This window comes from Lentzea albidocapillata subsp. violacea, assembly GCF_900100275.1.
Classification (GTDB): domain Bacteria; phylum Actinomycetota; class Actinomycetes; order Mycobacteriales; family Pseudonocardiaceae; genus Lentzea; species Lentzea violacea.
The window spans coordinates 92581-108607 of sequence record NZ_FNET01000004.1 but is presented as its reverse complement, the minus strand read 5'-3'; the positions used below and the strand labels follow the sequence as shown (position 1 = coordinate 108607).

At 69.6% G+C, this 16027-nt stretch carries 18 protein-coding genes; 12 read left to right on the top strand and 6 right to left on the bottom strand.

What is annotated here, in order from left to right:
- The first annotated feature begins 4 nt into the window (after positions 1 to 4).
- From BLR21_RS11000 to BLR21_RS10990, 3 genes are read left to right on the top strand one after another with little or no spacing between them, the layout of a single operon-like run.
- On the top strand, positions 5 to 556 hold the full coding sequence (locus BLR21_RS11000) for a copper chaperone PCu(A)C (protein ID WP_090005735.1): 552 nt from the start codon (positions 5 to 7) through the stop codon (positions 554 to 556).
- A complete protein-coding gene (locus BLR21_RS10995; RefSeq protein ID WP_090005734.1) occupies positions 556 to 1617 on the top strand; it encodes a glucose 1-dehydrogenase in 1062 nt (353 codons plus the stop codon). Before BLR21_RS11000 ends, BLR21_RS10995 begins: the two co-directional genes overlap by 1 nt.
- Positions 1614 to 3398: a glycoside hydrolase family 15 protein gene (locus BLR21_RS10990; RefSeq protein WP_090005733.1), complete on the top strand. Its 1785-nt coding sequence runs from the start codon at positions 1614 to 1616 to the stop codon at positions 3396 to 3398. The genes BLR21_RS10995 and BLR21_RS10990 overlap by 4 nt, the downstream gene beginning before the upstream one ends.
- A gap of 46 nt (positions 3399 to 3444) precedes the next feature.
- On the opposite strand, the gene BLR21_RS10985 is transcribed toward BLR21_RS10990, so the two are convergent.
- Together BLR21_RS10985 and BLR21_RS10980 are read right to left on the bottom strand one after the other, a co-directional pair.
- A complete protein-coding gene (locus tag BLR21_RS10985; protein ID WP_176929583.1) occupies positions 3445 to 3762 on the bottom strand; it encodes an STAS domain-containing protein in 318 nt (105 codons plus the stop codon).
- 137 nt (positions 3763 to 3899) lie between these two features.
- Complete coding sequence (locus BLR21_RS10980; RefSeq protein ID WP_090006033.1) at positions 3900 to 4709, bottom strand: SAM-dependent methyltransferase; 810 nt, start codon at positions 4707 to 4709, stop codon at positions 3900 to 3902.
- 199 nt (positions 4710 to 4908) lie between these two features.
- On the opposite strand from BLR21_RS10980, the gene BLR21_RS10975 reads away from it, so the two are divergent.
- A complete protein-coding gene (locus BLR21_RS10975) occupies positions 4909 to 5364 on the top strand; it encodes an ATP-binding protein (RefSeq protein ID WP_090005731.1) in 456 nt (151 codons plus the stop codon).
- On the opposite strand, the gene BLR21_RS10970 is transcribed toward BLR21_RS10975, so the two are convergent.
- Together BLR21_RS10970 and BLR21_RS10965 are read right to left on the bottom strand one after the other, a co-directional pair.
- Positions 5350 to 6972 (bottom strand): SpoIIE family protein phosphatase, encoded by a 1623-nt coding sequence (locus BLR21_RS10970; RefSeq protein ID WP_090005730.1) that lies wholly within the window; start codon positions 6970 to 6972, stop codon positions 5350 to 5352. The two genes, BLR21_RS10975 and BLR21_RS10970, sit on opposite strands and share 15 nt — an antisense overlap.
- A 135-nt stretch (positions 6973 to 7107) precedes the next feature.
- Positions 7108 to 7851 carry an SGNH/GDSL hydrolase family protein gene (locus BLR21_RS10965; RefSeq protein WP_176929582.1) on the bottom strand — a complete coding sequence of 248 codons (744 nt, stop codon included), beginning with the start codon at positions 7849 to 7851 and terminating at the stop codon, positions 7108 to 7110.
- Between the two features lie 114 nt (positions 7852 to 7965).
- Here BLR21_RS10965 and BLR21_RS10960 point away from each other — a divergent pair, with 114 nt between their 5' ends.
- From BLR21_RS10960 to BLR21_RS10950, 3 genes are read left to right on the top strand one after another with little or no spacing between them, the layout of a single operon-like run.
- Positions 7966 to 8640: a response regulator transcription factor gene (locus tag BLR21_RS10960; RefSeq protein WP_090005728.1), complete on the top strand. Its 675-nt coding sequence runs from the start codon at positions 7966 to 7968 to the stop codon at positions 8638 to 8640.
- A complete protein-coding gene (locus BLR21_RS10955) occupies positions 8637 to 10037 on the top strand; it encodes a sensor histidine kinase (RefSeq protein ID WP_090005727.1) in 1401 nt (466 codons plus the stop codon). Before BLR21_RS10960 ends, BLR21_RS10955 begins: the two co-directional genes overlap by 4 nt.
- Positions 10034 to 10504 (top strand): hypothetical protein, encoded by a 471-nt coding sequence (locus tag BLR21_RS10950; RefSeq protein WP_090005726.1) that lies wholly within the window; start codon positions 10034 to 10036, stop codon positions 10502 to 10504. The genes BLR21_RS10955 and BLR21_RS10950 overlap by 4 nt, the downstream gene beginning before the upstream one ends.
- Here the strand turns inward: BLR21_RS10950 and BLR21_RS10945 are convergent.
- The gene (locus BLR21_RS10945) at positions 10497 to 11702 is read right to left on the bottom strand and encodes an acyltransferase family protein (RefSeq protein ID WP_090005725.1); all 1206 of its coding nucleotides are present in this window, start codon (positions 11700 to 11702) and stop codon (positions 10497 to 10499) included. The genes BLR21_RS10950 and BLR21_RS10945 overlap by 8 nt on opposite strands.
- Positions 11703 to 11843: 141 nt before the next feature.
- Between BLR21_RS10945 and BLR21_RS10940 the strand changes: the two genes are divergently transcribed.
- From BLR21_RS10940 to BLR21_RS10930, 3 genes are all read left to right on the top strand, one after another.
- Positions 11844 to 12272 carry a hypothetical protein gene (locus BLR21_RS10940; protein WP_090006032.1) on the top strand — a complete coding sequence of 143 codons (429 nt, stop codon included), beginning with the start codon at positions 11844 to 11846 and terminating at the stop codon, positions 12270 to 12272.
- Entirely contained in the window at positions 12269 to 13468 is a 1200-nt protein-coding gene (locus BLR21_RS10935; RefSeq protein WP_090005724.1) for an NAD(P)/FAD-dependent oxidoreductase, read from the top strand. The genes BLR21_RS10940 and BLR21_RS10935 overlap by 4 nt, the downstream gene beginning before the upstream one ends.
- Positions 13469 to 13554: 86 nt before the next feature.
- Complete coding sequence (locus tag BLR21_RS10930) at positions 13555 to 14064, top strand: CHRD domain-containing protein (RefSeq protein ID WP_176929581.1); 510 nt, start codon at positions 13555 to 13557, stop codon at positions 14062 to 14064.
- A gap of 118 nt (positions 14065 to 14182) precedes the next feature.
- Here the strand turns inward: BLR21_RS10930 and BLR21_RS10925 are convergent, their stop codons facing one another.
- The gene (locus BLR21_RS10925; RefSeq protein WP_176929580.1) at positions 14183 to 14461 is read right to left on the bottom strand and encodes a DUF3040 domain-containing protein; all 279 of its coding nucleotides are present in this window, start codon (positions 14459 to 14461) and stop codon (positions 14183 to 14185) included.
- Positions 14462 to 14572: 111 nt separating this feature from the next.
- Between BLR21_RS10925 and BLR21_RS10920 the strand changes: the two genes are divergently transcribed.
- Complete coding sequence (locus BLR21_RS10920) at positions 14573 to 14977, top strand: MarR family winged helix-turn-helix transcriptional regulator (RefSeq protein ID WP_030477298.1); 405 nt, start codon at positions 14573 to 14575, stop codon at positions 14975 to 14977.
- A gap of 172 nt (positions 14978 to 15149) precedes the next feature.
- Positions 15150 to 16025: a slipin family protein gene (locus tag BLR21_RS10915; RefSeq protein WP_090005721.1), complete on the top strand. Its 876-nt coding sequence runs from the start codon at positions 15150 to 15152 to the stop codon at positions 16023 to 16025.
- Positions 16026 to 16027 lie beyond the last annotated feature (2 nt).

Sequence of the window (16027 nt, the reverse complement as noted above, 5' to 3'; positions counted from 1 at the left end):
CCGCATGAGGCTGTTGACCGCGCTCGTCGTCCCGCTGATGTTCGGACTCGCGTCTTGTGGAGAGCCGCAGCGCGTGCTGCGGAGCGGCACGGTCGGCGCCAACGGCGAGGTAGGCCAGGTGCTGCTGCGCAACATCCACATGACGCCTCCGGGAGGAGACGGCTACGAGGCGGGCGACGACGCGGTCGTGCAGCTCCTGATCTTCAACCAGGCCAGGGAGACGGACACGCTGGTCGATGTGCGCAGCGACGCGGCCAAGGACATCGTGATGCGCTGGGACGAGCAGTGTGACGGTGAGGCGGAACGGGTGGAACGGCTGCCGCTGCTGGCCGACGGAGGGGTCGCCCGGCTGAGTGGCGCCATGGGCGCCTACCACTTCGAGTTCGTGGATCTCACCCGCAAGCTGTGGGCAGGCAACGACGTCGCGGTCACGTTCGAGTTCGAGCGGGCCGGGAGCGTCACTCTCGACGTGCCGGTCGAGGTCGAGACCGGCACGACCGGCCTCCGGCACCCGCAACGCTGTCCGGCCTCGACGGTGAAAGGTGAATTCCGCTGATGCGTGCTCTCACAGTCATCCCGAAACGACCGGGCACCCTGGAGCTGACGGAGATCCCTGACCCGGAGCCCGCCGAGGGCGAACTGCTGGTCCAGGGTCTGGCCGTCGGCGTGTGCGGGACGGACAAGGAGATCGTCCGCGGCGAGTACGGCTGGTCGCCGCCCGGACGCGAGCGCCTCGTCATCGGGCACGAGTCGCTCGGACGAGTGCACTCGGCGGGACCGGACTCCGGGTTCTCCGCGGGTGATCTCGTGGTGGGCGTCGTCCGTCGTCCCGACCCTGTGCCCTGTGGGGCCTGCGCTCATGACGAGTTCGACATGTGCCGCAACGGCGAGTACACCGAACGCGGCATCAAGGAGATCGACGGGTACGCGAGCGAACTGTGGTCGGTGGAGGCCGGCTACGCGGTGACGATCGATCCCACGCTGGAACGGGTCGGCGTCCTCGTGGAGCCTGCCAGCGTGGTGGCCAAGGCGTGGGAGCAGATCCGCCGGGTGGGGCAGCGGGCCTGGTTCGAACCGCACAAGGTGCTGATCACCGGGGCGGGACCGATCGGGTTGCTCGCCGCGCTGCTCGGGATCCAGCAGGGACTGGAGGTGCACGTTCTCGACCGCGTGACCGAGGGGCCCAAGCCCGATCTGGTGCGCAGGCTGGGAGCGACCTACCACCACGAGGACGCCGCGACGGTGGCCGCGCGACTCCGGCCGGACGTGGTGATCGAGGCGACCGGCGCCGGTGGTGTCGTCTTCGACGTGCTCGCCAACACCGCGGCGTACGGAATCGTGTGCCTGACCGGGGTCTCGTCCGGCGGACGCCCGTTGCGGCTGGACGCCGCGGCGCTGAACCGCGACCTCGTCCTCGAGAACGACGCCGTGCTCGGGTCGGTCAACGCCAACCTGCGTCACTACCGGCAGGCCGCCGACGCGCTGGTGTCCGCCGACGAGTCGTGGCTGGACGCGCTGATCACCCGCAGGGTGCCGCTGCCGCGGTACGCCGAGGCGTTCGAGCCCACCCCTGAGGACGTCAAGGTCGTCATCACACTGGACGGGGAAACTTCGTGACACCCGCACGGATCGAGGACTACGCGCTGCTCGGTGATCTGCAGACGGCGGCACTGGTCGACCGCCGGGGCAGCATCGACTGGCTGTGCCTGCCCCGGTTCGACTCGCCCGCCTGCTTCGCGGCGTTGCTGCACAACGAGGACGCGGGCCGGTGGCTGCTCGCGCCGGCGAACGGCGAGCCGTGCACCCGCCGCCGCTACCGGGGCGAGACGCTGGTGCTCGAAACCGAATGGGAGACCGCCGACGGGACCGCACGGGTCATCGACTTCATGCCACCGCGAGGTGAGGCCGCCGACGTGGTGCGCATCGTCGAGGGCGTCTCCGGAGCGGTGCCGATGCGCCTGGACCTGTTGCTTCGGTTCGACTACGGCAACGTCGCGCCGTGGGTCCGCTCCCACGACGGCCAGCTCGCCGCGATCGCCGGGCCGGACGCGGTGTGGTTCCATTCGCCGGTCTCGCTGGACGAGACGGGCACGCGCGCGGAGTTCACCGTCCGGGCGGGCCAGCGGATCCCGTTCGTGCTCACCTACGCACCCTCGCACTGCCCGACGCCGAAACCGGTGGACGCCGAACAGGCACTGCGGGACACCGAGCGGTACTGGCGCGGCTGGATCAGCGGTTGCCGGTACGACGGACGATGGGCCGCGGAGGTGCGCCGGGCGCTGATCCTGCTCAAGGCCCTGACCTACGCGCCGACGGGAGGCATCGTCGCCGCGGCCACCACCTCGCTGCCCGAAGAGCTCGGCGGCACGCGCAACTGGGACTACCGCTACTGCTGGCTGCGCGACGCGACGTTCACGCTGCAGGCCCTGCTCGGCACCGGCTTCGTCGACGAGGCCCGGGCGTGGCGGGAATGGCTCGTGCGAGCGGTCGCCGGCGACCCGGCCAAGCTGCAGATCATGTACGGCGTCGATGGCGCCCGGCGGATGCCGGAACAGGTCCTGCCCTGGTTGTCAGGCTACGAAAGCGCGGCGCCGGTGCGGATCGGCAACGCCGCCGCGGACCAGTTCCAGCTCGACGTGTGGGGTGAGGTCCTGGACGGTCTGCACCTCGCCAGGCAGGCGGGGATCCAGGTCACGGACACCGCCTGGGACGTGCAGCGAGCGCTGCTGGACTACCTGGAGGGACACTGGGCCGAACCGGACAACAGCCTGTGGGAGGTCCGCGGTCCGCGCCGCCATTTCGTGCACTCCAAGGTCATGGCGTGGGCGGGACTCGACCGAGCCGTGCACACGGTGGAACACCACGGCCTGGAGGGACCTGTCGACCGCTGGCGGACCGTGCGCGACACCATTCACCGCGAGGTGTGCGAGCGCGGATACGACGCGGAACAGGGCACGTTCACCCAGTTCTACGGCTCGCAGGCGGTCGACGCGGCGCTGCTGCTCCTGCCCCGCGTCGGGTTCCTGCCATGGCACGACGCCCGCGTCCGAGGCACCGTCGACGCGGTGCAGAAGCAACTGTGCGAGGACGGTCTGGTCCTGCGGTACCGCGTCGAAGCCGAGGGACGTGTCGACGGTCTGCCCGGCTCCGAGGGCGTGTTCCTGGCGTGCAGCTTCTGGCTCGCCGACGCGCTGTGGGGCCTCGGGCGCACGGAGGAGGCGGAGGCACTGTTCCGCAGGCTGATCGACCTGCGCAACGACGTCGGCATGCTCAGCGAGGAGTACGACGTCGTCACCGGGCGGCATCTGGGCAACACCCCGCAGGCGTTCAGCCTGGTAGGGCTCGTCAACACCGCTCGCAGCCTGTCCGGGAAGCCGACGGAGACCCAGGCGCCGTGAGCGCGTGCGGATTCCTTCGATCAGGTGAACCTGTTCACGGCCGTTGTTAGCGTCGGCGGCTGATGGCCTCGGACACACTGTCCGCGACAGCCAGGTGGTCCCACAAGCCGCTGATCTCGACGATTCGTCTCGCGACCGAGCCCGGCGGCGCGGCGATCACCAGCGTCAGCTCACGCGCGCGGCATTCCTCGGTGACGGCGAGCAGCTCGTTCAACCCGGTGGAGCCGATGAACGTCACGTCGGTCAGATCGACGACAACCAGTGCGGAGGCGCTCTCGATCGCTTTTGCCGCGGCATCGTCGAGCAGTCGTATCGTGTCGCCATCGATCTCACCGGCTGCCCTGAGGATCAGATTGCCGTCCACGGCTTCTCTGTCGACGACGAACAGCGGGTTGGATGTCATGGCTCCGCCTGTCTGCTCTGCGGACTCTGGACGCAGACGACCATATCGCTCAACCGGGGTGCCTGCATCCGCGTCGAGGTGCTCAGGTCAGGCGTCGCTCAACGGTTCTTGCGTGCCACGCCGGCGAACGTGGACGTCCGCTTCGCGTCCTTGACCTCATCGCCGTGGTCCGGCTTCCACTCAGGCAGGTAGACGACGCCCGGATCGACCAGTTCCAGACCGTCGAACAGGCTGGTGATCTCGGTGCGGGTGCGCATCGAGAAATCGGTGACGCTGCGCCGGAACTGCTGAGTCGCCTCCTCCGCCTTCTCCGGCTCCGAGCCCTCCAGGCTCGCGTGGGAGATCGCCAGACAACTGCCGGGCACCGTCGCGCCCAGGTACTCCCGGATGATCCCGGCCGGGTCGTCGGCGTCCGGCACGAAGTGCAGCACCGCGAACATCAGCACCGCGACCGGCTGCGAGAAGTCGAGCAGCCGCTGGGTTTCCGGGTCGGAGAGAATCTTGTGCGGATCACGGAGATCGCCCTGGATGGCGGTGGCCTGGTCGATGCCGCTGAGGATCATGCGGCTGTGCGAGACCGCGATCGGATCGACGTCGACGTACATGATCCGGCAGTCCGGGTTCGCCTTCCAGGCGATCTCGTGCACGTTGCCGACCGTGGGGATGCCGGAGCCGAGATCGAGGAACTGCGTGATGCCCTGGCCGGCGAGATGGCGGACGGCACGGCGCAGGAACGATCGGTTGGCGCGCATGATGTCCGGTAACTCCGGCATGAACGCCGCGATCTTCGCGGCGGCGTCCCGGTCGACCTGGAAGTTGTGGAACCCGCCGAGGTGTGCGTCGTAGATCCGGGCCGCACTCGGCTTGCTCACGTCGACTTCCGGACCCGCCCACGCCGGTCGTTCCATGCTGACCATCCTCGTTCCCAGACCACCAGCTGTGACTGACGTGGCAACACCCTAGCCCTACCGGGCCACGACAACTGTGAGGAACTTCCTCCCAGAACAGGTTTATCCGGTGCAATGAATCCCGCACGGCCAGGCCGCAGGTAGCGTCAGCCGAGCCGTGCCCAGCGGATTCCGTGCATGCCCATGCGGAGGCACCCACATGACGACCGTCGAGGAAGACTCCAGGTCCATGGTGCTGGACCTGCTCATCGATCCCGGCATCGTGATGTCGGCGTTGCGCGGACAGCTCACCTCGCGACTGCGTGATCTCGGCGAGGACCACCGCTACGACGTCCTGCTCGTGGTGACCGAGCTCGTGTCGAACGTCCTGGACCACACGGCGGGTACCGGCAGGCTCCGCGTCCTGCGCGCCAACGCGAAGTGTGAGATCACGGTCGAGGTGGACGACACCTCGGATTCGCAACCCATGCACGGACGATCGCGACTGGGCGACACACGAGGCCGTGGGATCGTGGTGGTCGACAACCTCTCACGTGAGTGGGGCACACACCCCCTGCCCGGCGGTGGCAAGACCGTGTTCGCGTCGGTCCGCTGTGGCACGGACGCGGCCGCGTCGTGCGGCGACGCGGAACGACCTGCGTCAGCCGGCCTCTGAACCGCAGATGATGGCCAGCACGCAGACGTCGTCGTCCTGCTCCTCCCGGACGAGCTGCGCCACCAGGTCGGCGGGCAGCTCACCGGCGGACGCCGGCATCCGGGCCGCCAGGATCCCGCAGAGCCGGCCGGTCATGATCTCGAAGTCGGTGCTCCGCCGCTCGACGAGGCCGTCGGTGTACCAGACCAGCACGTCGTCGGGCTCGAGCAGGAGCGACGCCTCCGGGTAGTCCTCGGCGCGTTCGATCGCGCTGAGTGCCGGTCCGTGGCGATCGTCCAGGCGGGACGCGTGGCCCTGTCTGCACAGCACGGGTTTCGGATGTCCGGCGTTGCTGTAGGTGAGCACCCTGTCCGCGGTGCGGTACGTGCCGAACAGCATCGTCGTCATGACGAGTTCCGGTTCGTTCAGCATGAGCCGGTTGAGCCTGCGCAGCACCGAGCCGGGCGAGGGGTCCTCCACGGCATAGGCGCGGACGGCGGCGCGGACCTGGGCCATCGTGGTCGCCGCTCCGATGTCGTGGCCGGCCACGTCGCCGATGGTGAACCCGAACAGCCCGTCCCCGATCGCGAAGCAGTCGTAGAAGTCGCCGCCGATGCCCGCGGGGTTGTTGGCCGGCTCGTACGCCACGCCCACGTTCAGCCCCGTGATCGTCGGGATGGACGCGGGCAACAGGGCACGTTGGAGGCGTACGAGCGCGTCGCGATCGACGCGTTGCGCGGACTTCGCCGCTTCGGCGTCGGCGCGAGCCACCCGTGCCGCGTTCTCGGCTGTTCGCTGCGCTGTCTTGTCGACCGCGGTGCCACGCAACGCCACCACGGCACCTGTGTCGTCCTTGACCGGTTCACCCGCGCTCAGCACGGTGATGGTGGTGCCATCGGGGCGGATCATGCGGGATTCGGCACGCGAGGCGCGGCCTGCCGAGAGCGCTTCGTAGTACCGCCGGGCGATGGAGAGGTCGTCGGGGTGCACCAGTGCGAGGGCCTCGCCCAGGCTGGTGGGAACGTGATCCATCCCCGCGATCCGGCACATCTGCCGCGACCAGCGCACCTCGCCCGACCGCAGGTCGATCTCCCACGACCCGAGCCCGCCGATGCGTTGTGCCTGTTCGAGCTGGTCAGCCAGGTCGGCCTGCACCCGCAGGTACTGCTGCTCCGCCAGCAGAGCGGCGATCTTCCGCTGTTGCGTGACGTCCTGGACGGTGACGGCGACACCGACGACGGCTCCGGCCGGATCCCGCAGTGGAAACCGGTTGACCATCAGCTGGATCTCGTCGCCCGAGGTGGACAGGTCGAGGTCGGCGTCGTGGTCCACCTCGCCGGTGTCGAACACGCGTTGCAGACGATCCTGGACCGCCACGACGTAGTCGGCCGGGTGCACCTCGGCGATGGACTTGCCGAGCAGCTGACTCACCGGCAGGCCGTGCAGGGCGGCGAGGTAGCTGTTGACGTACAGGTAGCGCATCGTGTCGTCGAGCACCGCGAACCCCAGCGGCGCGTCGTCGAGCACAGGGCCGAGCAGAGCCATGAGAAGCCGAAGCCCGCGCTCGTCGTCCGGACGGAGCGTGACGTCGTCCTCGCCCGTGCGATCATCGGAGACGGCGGAGTTCACCTACGCAGCCAACCACATCAGATCGTCCTGTGGCGGACTGCGCCCTGGTGGGCGTCGCGCTCGGACGGGGCGCTGGTGCCGGCGTGTCCAGCGGCTCCGGTTCGTCCTGTGTGGACACGCCGAAGGGTGGGCCGGTCAGCAGCCCTTGAAGTGCTGATCAGCGGACCAGCCGGTGTTCGCCCAGGTCTGGGGGTCGGCCGGGGTGAAGCCGGGGTGGAGCTTCGCCAGTTCGGTCAGCAGCCAGGCGGTGAAGCGTGCGGCACCCTGCGGACAGGTGTGGATGCCGTCCGCGCTGCGGTCCGGCTTGCCGTCCCTGGTCTGCCGGTAGGTGCTGCCCCACACCGTGCCCGCGTCGAGCAGCGTCGCCTGGCCGGAGGAAGCTTCGGCGACCTCTCGCGCGACCTGGGGCGCGCGGTCGAGCTCGGCCATGTGCGGCTGGTAGAAGTCGTCGGGCCGGATCGGCGGCGCGGTGACGAACACCAGCTTCGCGCCGGTTCCGGTCACCGTCTGGAGCAGTTTCTCGTAACCTGCCCGCTGTTCCTGGTCGCTGCCCCAGTCGTACGTCGTGAGCTGGTAGATCACCACCGGGGACTTGGCGGAGGCGAGCTGCCCGGGCAGCTTCTGCCAGTTCTTGTCGGAGAACGGCCCGACGACGTTGCCACCGCCTTCGGCGGCGACCGACTGGAAGTCGACGCCGCTCGCCTTGAACGCGGCGGTCAGCGGCAACGCCTCTCCGACGGCGATGGAGTCACCGACGAAGAGCACTTTGGACAGTGCCTGCCCGGCGGGCGCGTCGGTTGCCGGCGACTGACCGGTGCAGGCGGTGGTGAGCAGGAGCAGGCCGGTCAGGCCGGACGCGATGCGTCGTGACTTGGTCATGGACTCGACGGTGCCACCGGCGTGTCCCGGGAGATCCGCCGCTTTGTCGCGTTTGTGTCGCAGGCGAGCGCTGTCACCGGCCATCCGGGGCGGGTGGTGTCCATACTCGACGGCGTGGCGGCGATTCTGCTCATCGAGGATGATCCACTGGTCCGGCGGGGGCTCGAGCTCGCGCTGAGCAGACACGGCCACGAGGTGCGCACCGCGGACACGGGGGAGGAAGGGCTGCGCGGGTTCCGATCGTCCACTCCGGACCTGGTGGTGCTCGATCTGATGCTGCCGGGCGTCGACGGCTTCGAGGTGTGCCGTCGCATCCGGGCGCAGGGCGAGGTGCCCGTGATCATGCTGACCGCGCGGGGCGACGACTTCGACGTGGTCGGCGGGCTGGCGGCGGGTGCGGACGACTACGTGGTCAAGCCTGTGCGGCCCACGGTTCTCGACGCGCGGATCCGGGCGGTGCTGCGACGTAGCACGAGCGTCGCCGACGGCGTCCGGGTGCTCGGTGACCTGCGGATCGACACCGCGGCGTTGACCGTCGAGGTGCGCGGTGCGCCGGTGGCACTGACACCGAGCGAGCTGAGGTTGTTGCTGACCCTGTCCGGCGCTCCGGGCAGGGTGTTCAGCAGGCAGCAGTTGCTGCAGGAGGTGTGGGAGCACGACTACCTCGGCGACTCCCGGCTGGTCGACAACTGCGTGCAGCGGTTGCGGGCGAAGATCGAGGCCAGTCCCGGCACCCCGGCGCACGTGCAGACCGTGCGCGGGTTCGGCTACCGGTTCGGGCCGGTATGAGCCCGCGTGGGCTGCGGCCCCGGTTGCTGGTGGCGTTCGTGCTGGTGACCGTGCTCGGCGCGGCGGCGGTCGCCTGGTCCGGGGCGGGATCGGCGAGCACCGCCCTCGTGACGTCGGCACAGCAGAGGCTCACCGAAACGGTCGCCGCCCAGATCGCGGCGGTCGCGCCGGAACTGGCCAGTCCTCCCGATCAGAGCGCACTGGAGCGGCTGCGAGCGGCGGTCGGCAGGAACACGCTGGTGGTCTACCAGGACCTGCGATCCGCGGACGGTTCGGTCTCCGCGCTGGTCACCGACGCGCTGCGGAGCGCCGTACGCGACCAGAAACGGTTGATGGCACAACGGATCACGGCGGAGGGAACGCCGTGGCTGCTGCTCGGCACCCCCGTCATGACCACCGCGCTGGACGGTGCCCGGACCCCGTCCGGGATCGAGGTGTACGCCGCGCGGGACCTCACCGCCGTCGAGCAGGAGATCGACGACATGACGGGCTCCGCGATCCTCACCGCCGCGCTGGCGCTGCCGCTGGCGGTGGTGCTCGCGCTGCTCGCGGCGCGCAGCGTGCTGCGCCCGGTACGGGATCTCCGCGACACCGCGCGCCGGCTGGCGGCGGGGGACCTCGACGCGCGCTCGCAGCCGCAGGGTGCCGACGAGCTCGCCGACCTCACCGTCACGATCAACGAGATGGCCCGGTCGGTGCAGACGTCCATGGCCGCGATGCGGCGGATGCAGGCCGACGCCAGGAGATTCGCCGCGGACGTGTCGCACGAGCTGCGCACACCGCTGAGCACGTTGACAGCGGTGGTGGAGGTGCTGGCGATGACGGCGGACGGCATGGAGCCCGATGCCAGGGAGTCGGCGGAACTGGCGATCACCGAGACCAGGAGGCTGGTTCGGCTGGTGGAGGACCTGATGGAGGTCTCGCGGTTCGACGCGGGCACCGCCCAGTCGCGCATGGAGGAGGTCGACGTGACCCGTGCGGTGCACGACTGCCTGCGCGCCCGTGACTGGCTGGGCGTGGCCGGGCTGGTGGCCCCCGGCGCGGTGTCCGCGCGGCTGGACCGGCGCAGACTGGACGTCATCGTGGCGAATCTGGTCGGCAACGCCCTGCGACACGGCGCACCACCTGTGCGCGTGGACGTGTCGGCCTCCGGTGAGCAGGTGCGGGTCGCGGTCACGGACAACGGACCGGGCCTGCCGGAACACGTGCTGCCGCACGTGTTCGACCGTTTCTACAAGGCTGACGCCGCCCGCAGCCGCACCCCTGGCAGCGGTCTCGGCCTGGCGATCGCGCTGGAGAACGCCCGTCTGCACGGCGGCACGCTCACGGCGGAGAACATCGATGGTGGCGGGGCGCGGTTCGTCCTGCTGCTGCCGCGGGACGCGGAGGTCCGGTGAAGCGAATCTGGCCCGTGGTGGCGCTGCTGGTCGCGGGGTGCGGAGTGCAGCCGTCCGGAGTGGACGATGGCGGCGAGGCACCCACCGGGGTGGCACCGGGAGTCACGCTCTACTTCGTCGACGCGCGCGGCGAGCTGCAGCCGCAGCTACGTGAAACGGGCCGGCTCGGCACCGTTTCCGAGGCCCTGAACCTGCTACTGCTCGGACCTGGCGGTTCGAACCTGCGTACGGAGATCGCACCTGTCTCGACGCCACGGGTGGTGGTGACCACCGCGCCGGACGTGATCCGGTTGCTGGTGCCGTTGGCGGCCGACGAGGTGACACCGCGGGGAATCGGCCAGATCGTGTGCACGACGCTGGGAGTCCACGTGCAGAGCGGGGGAGCGCGGGACATGAAGGTGCAGATCCGCTTCACCCAGACCACCCCTGAGTCCGATGTGGAGCGAACCTGTCCGCTGATCAGGTGATCCGGGTGACGTCGATCGAGGGTGCGGCCGGAACGGGCATCAGCAGCCACAACATCGCGAGAGCGATCATCACCGCCGTGCACGCGATCACGCCGCGACGTCCCCGCGCCCATTTGGCGCGGAACCGGATCGGGTCCTCGACCAGGTACTTCGACATCGCGGCCAGCCCGATCGACACCGCGCAGGCCGTCACGGTCCAGAACCAGCCGCGCTCCGGCGGGAACAGCACGAACACCGGCCAGTGCCACAGGTACAGGCTGTAGGAGAGCTGCCCGAGCCACTGCAACGGTTGCCAGGCAAGGGCTTTCGCGACCAGTGCTCCCGGAGCCTGCGCGCACAGCGCGACCAGCAGCGCGGCGGCCAGCGAGTGCGCGAAGAGCCCGCCCATGAACAGCCACACCGAGTCGGCACCGGCCGCGAACACCCACGCCGTCCCGGTTCCCAGTGCCAGCAGCACCAGCACGGCACCGGCCCACCGGCCGACGGCGCCGGCGAGCGCGTCCCGCACCGGCCGCGTGGCGGCCGCGGCACCGAGCAGCAGCGAGAACGCCCTGGTGTCGGTCCCGGTGTACACCCTGGTGGTGTCCGCCGTGTCGAGCAGCAGGACCATCAATCCCAGTGACAGCACGGACACGAGAGCCGCGCTGATCGCGACCCGGTGCTCCACCCGCCGTCCCCACCGCGCCAGGACCACCAGGACCACCAGGACCACCGGCCACACCAGGTAGAACTGCTCTTCGACCGCGATGCTCCACAGGTGCTCGAACACCCGGCCGGTGCCGAACCGGTCCCAGTAGCCGGCCGACTCGGCGAGCAGATGCCAGTTGACCAGGTTCAGCTGCACCCACGGGCCGTCCCGGAGCGTCGTGCGCACCACGTCGTCCGGCGCGATCGCCCAGACCACGACGGTGACAACGGCGAGCATCGTCACGAGAGCGGGCAGCAGGCGGCGGATCCGCCTGCCCCAGAAGGCCACCAACGACACGGTGCCGCTCTTGTCGATCTCCCGCAGCAGCAGGTCCGTGATGAGGTAACCGGACAGCGCGAAGAAGAGATCCACGCCGAGAAACCCGCCTGGCACGAGGTCGCCGGCGTGGAACAACACCACTCCGGCGATCGCGACCCCGCGCAACCCGTCCAAGGCCGGCAGATGGGTTCTGCGTTCGGTGGTGGTCCTGGTGGACAGGGGTTCCGTCATGGCGCCGACGGTGCTGCTGCCATGTCGGGATGCGGTCGGCGTGGCGTCGCAATCGTGTCGCGCTTCTAAAACCAACTTGAGTTGACCAAATCGCGGCAGTGGTTCTAAAGTCAGCTCAACTTGTTTTTAGAAGGGATGGTCATGGCTACCGAGGTCTCCCACGGTCGGTCCGCGTCCGGTGTTCTGCGCGCTGACCCGGCCTATCAGGCGTTCGTGCTGTTGCGGACGGTGTTCACCATCGCGCCGGTGTTGTTCGGCCTGGACAAGTTCACGAACCTGCTCGTCGACTGGCCGCCGTACCTCGCGACGTGGATCGACGGGGTGGTGCCGGGCACGGCTCAGCAGGCGATGTACGCCGTCGGAGTGATCGAGATCGTCGCGGGACTGGTGGTCGCCGTCGCGCCGCGGTTCGGTGGCCTGCTGGTCGCCGCGTGGCTGGCCGGGATCATCGTCAACCTCGTGACCGGCCCCGGTCTCTTCGACGTCGCACTGCGCGACTTCGGCCTGCTCGTGGCGGCGCTCGCGCTCGCTCGGCTCGCGGTGTGGTCCCGGCAGGGGAGGGCCGCATGACCGAACTCGTCGTCGTCGGCGCCGGTCTGGCCGCGGCGAACGCGGTGCGGACGCTGAGGGAGGAGGGCTTCGGCGGACGGGTCGTGCTGCTCGGTGACGAACATGAGCGGCCTTACGACCGTCCGCCGCTGTCGAAGGACTACCTGCTCGGAACGCGGGAACGCGCCGCGGTGTACCTGCACGACGAGCATTGGTATGAGGCCAACTCGGTCGAGCTGAGGCTCGGAAGCCCGGTGACAGGCCTGGACCGTGCGGCTCGTGAAGTCGAGATCGCCGGCGGCGAGCGGATTCGCTACACGAAACTGCTGCTCGCCACGGGCTCGCGTCCACGGCGCCTGCGCGTGCCCGGTGCCGATCTCGCCGGCGTGCACCACCTTCGCCGGATCGGCGAGGCGGACCGGCTGCGCGAGGCACTGCACGCCGGTGGCCGGGTGGTCGTCGCAGGTGCGGGGTGGATCGGCCTGGAGATCGCCGCGGCCGCTCGAAGCCGTGGTTGCCCGGTCACGGTGGTCGAGCCCGCGCCGACACCGCTGCACGCCGCGCTGGGTCCACGGATCGGCGGGTTCTTCGCCGACCTGCACCGCGGCAACGGCGTCGACTTCCGCTTCGGCACCCAGGTCGCCGAACTGCGGGGGAGCGACCGGGTCACGGCGGTGATCACGTCGGACGGCCAGGAGATCCCCGCTGACCTCGTGGTGGCCGGCATCGGTGCCCACCCGAACATCTCGCTGGCCGAACAGGCCGGCCTCGCCACAGAGGCCGGCGGGATCCGGGTCGACGCGTCCCTGCGCACCGACGATCCGGACATCTACGCGGCGGGTGACGTCGCCGCCATCCCGAGCGCCAGGTACGGCGGGCGGCTGCGGGTCGAGCACTGGGCGAACGCGGTGGAGAGCGGCAAGGCCGCGGCGAGGGCGATGCTCGGACACGAGGTCGTCTACGACGAACTGCCGTATTTCTTCACGGACCAGTACGACGTCGGAATGGAGTTCACCGGCCACCCCGGTGGTCACGATCAGGTCGTCACCAGGGGAGATATCGACGGCAGGGCGTTCCACGCCTTCTGGCTCGCGGACGGCGAGGTGGTGGCGGGAATGCACGTCAACTGCTGGGAAGAAGGGCTCGGCGGCGTGCGCGACCTGATCCAGACCCGGCGGCAGGTAGACGTTCGCCGCCTGTCCGACGCCGCGGTCTGAGCACCGCGCGGATCAGACGGGCAATCCGGATCGCTTCCCGTCGCGAATGGAGAGTGACAGACCATTCGCTCTGCGTGGAGGTTCAGGTGAAGCGTCACATCCGAAATCTGATCGCCCCGGTCGCCGTGTCTGCGTTCTTGTTCGCCGGGTTCGCGCCCGCGGCGCAAGCCGATGACCACGGCTCGCACGGTTCAGGCGTGAACATCGGCATCGGACTTGGTCTCGACCTCGATCTGGGACTCGGCTCAGTGCATCGCAGCGCCCGGCTCACCGGCGCCGCCGAGGTGCCCGGACCGGGTGATCCCGACGGCCGCGGCCACGCGAGCGTCCGCGTGAAGCGGGACCACGTGTGCGCGACCCTCGTGGTCAAGCGCATCCAGGCCGCGTCCGCCGCGCACATCCACCGCGGCGCGGCCGGCACCGCCGGGCCTGTGGTGGTGCACCTCGAAGCACCGGCTGATGGTTCCAGTTCCAGCTGTTCGCACGTCGGCCGGACGCTCGCGCAGGAGATCGCCCGCCATCCTGAGCGCTTCTACGTCAACGTGCACAACACGGACTACCCGGCAGGCGCCGTGCGCGGCCAGCTCCACCGCTAGGCGATCCGGCGCTGGAGCGGACGGTTGAGCAGCCGTCCCACTCCAGCGCCGGTCTTCGGACGAAAGCCGGTGCGTTCGTGCCCGGCATCGACGGCGGGGACGCCGGGCACGAACGCGGTCATGGGTGGCGGCGGCCTTGGTCGATCCGGCGGCGCCGCGCCACCCACGCCCATCCGGCCACCGCGGCGAACACCAGCGCGGCGGACGGCAGTCCTACTGCCAGCATGAACAAACCGAGAGGAGCGGCCACGGCGGCCGTGGCCGCGTAGACGTACCGGCGACGGTCGCGCGTCAGACGTCGTCCGGCGGCATCGAGGGAAAGAGCGAGGATCGGATCCTCGTCCCAGAACCGGCGCTCGATCTCGTACAGCGCCTCGCGTTCGCGATCACTGAGCACGGCGCACCTCCCGCGGATCACGGCAGGACCCGCCCTCATATCGTATCACGATACAAAGTCGTCGGGCGGGTCGGAGAGCCGCGGACCTGAAAGGCGTGGTGTCATGGGTTCATGACGACGGAGGGTGAGCCGCTGACCAAGCGGGACTTCGAGGCGCTGGCGCGGTTCCGGTTCGGGATCCGCAGCTACCTCCGGTTCAGCGAGGAGACCGTGCGCGGCCACGGGCTCACCCCGCAGCAGTACCAGCTGCTGCTGGCGCTCAAGGGTTTCCCGGATCGGGACTGGGCCAGCGTGCGCGAGCTCGCCGACCGGCTGCAGCTGCGCCACAACAGTGTGGTGGAGCTGGTCAACAGGGCGCAGGGGGAGGGCCTTGTGACACGGGCGGCGCATCCGACCGACGCGCGGGCCGTGCGGGTGCTGTTGACCAAACTGGGGGAGAAGGTGCTCGCGCAGCTGAGCACGCTGCACCGTGATGAACTCCGTCGGATGGGATCGGCGCTCACGCCGCCCGTCTGACCCGTGTTCCCGCCGCCGGTACCGCGCGGAGCTCGACACACCCGCTGTGCGTGTCTGTCACGAGTTGGAGCACTCACGAGGCGGACATCCGTTGTGCGGCAGCGTTTTCTGGATCGGTCATTCCCGACATATCGTGATACGATACTAGTCTGCGAGACATCGGGAGGACGACATGAACGCGATCTCCGTGCTGCTGCTCACCCTCGCCGGTATCGGCCTGTTCGGGCTGATGTCGAGCGTCCGGGTCATCACCCAGTACGAGCGAGGCGTCATCTTCCGGTTCGGCCGCGTGCGCTCCGGGGTTCGCGGCCCGGGACTCGCGTTGCTCCTGCCGCTCGCCGACCGCCTGCGCAAGGTCAGCATGCAGATCATCACGATGCCGGTCCCGGCGCAGGACGGCATCACCCGCGACAACGTGACCGTGCGCGTCGACGCTGTGGTGTTCTACAAGGTCGACGACCCGGTCCGCGCGATCGTGGACGTCGAGGACTACCACGCGGCTGTCGGCCAGGTCGCCCAGACGTCGCTGCGCTCGATCATCGGCAAGAGCGATCTGGACGACCTGCTGTCGAACCGGGAACGGCTCAACCAGGGGCTGGAACTGATGATCGACAGCCCGGCTCTCGGCTGGGGCGTGCAGATCGACCGCGTGGAGATCAAGGACGTCGTCCTGCCGGAGTCCATGAAGCGGTCGATGTCGCGCCAGGCGGAGGCCGAACGCGAGCGGCGGGCCCGCGTCATCACCGCCGACGGCGAGCTGCAGGCCTCGGCGAAGCTCGCCAGCGCCGCCGAGACCATGGCCGAGCACCCGGCCGCGCTGCAGTTGCGGCTGCTGCAGACCGTGGTCGAGGTGGCCGCGGAGAAGAACTCCACGCTGGTGTTGCCGTTCCCCGTCGAACTGCTCCGCTTCCTGGAGCGGTCCACACCGCCGGAGACCTCGAACGCGCCCTCGGCGCACAACGGCCGGAAGGTTCCCCGGCCGGCGCCTGCTCCCGGCATCCTCGACGTCGACCCGGTGCCACCCACCGTCGAGCGCGCCACCTGCTGATC

Bases quoted from the DNA above. Each gene is read 5' to 3' on its own strand.
- BLR21_RS11000 (WP_090005735.1), top strand. From the start codon at position 5: ATGAGGCTGTTGACCGCGCTCGTCGTCCCGCTGATGTTCGGACTCGCG.
- BLR21_RS10995 (WP_090005734.1), top strand. From the start codon at position 556: ATGCGTGCTCTCACAGTCATCCCGAAACGACCGGGCACCCTGGAGCTG.
- BLR21_RS10980 (WP_090006033.1), bottom strand. From the start codon at position 4,709: ATGGAACGACCGGCGTGGGCGGGTCCGGAAGTCGACGTGAGCAAGCCG.
- BLR21_RS10975 (WP_090005731.1), top strand. From the start codon at position 4,909: ATGACGACCGTCGAGGAAGACTCCAGGTCCATGGTGCTGGACCTGCTC.
- BLR21_RS10965 (WP_176929582.1), bottom strand. From the start codon at position 7,851: ATGACCAAGTCACGACGCATCGCGTCCGGCCTGACCGGCCTGCTCCTG.
- BLR21_RS10955 (WP_090005727.1), top strand. From the start codon at position 8,637: ATGAGCCCGCGTGGGCTGCGGCCCCGGTTGCTGGTGGCGTTCGTGCTG.
- BLR21_RS10945 (WP_090005725.1), bottom strand. From the start codon at position 11,702: ATGACGGAACCCCTGTCCACCAGGACCACCACCGAACGCAGAACCCAT.
- BLR21_RS10940 (WP_090006032.1), top strand. From the start codon at position 11,844: ATGGCTACCGAGGTCTCCCACGGTCGGTCCGCGTCCGGTGTTCTGCGC.
- BLR21_RS10935 (WP_090005724.1), top strand. From the start codon at position 12,269: ATGACCGAACTCGTCGTCGTCGGCGCCGGTCTGGCCGCGGCGAACGCG.
- BLR21_RS10920 (WP_030477298.1), top strand. From the start codon at position 14,573: ATGACGACGGAGGGTGAGCCGCTGACCAAGCGGGACTTCGAGGCGCTG.
- BLR21_RS10915 (WP_090005721.1), top strand. From the start codon at position 15,150: ATGAACGCGATCTCCGTGCTGCTGCTCACCCTCGCCGGTATCGGCCTG.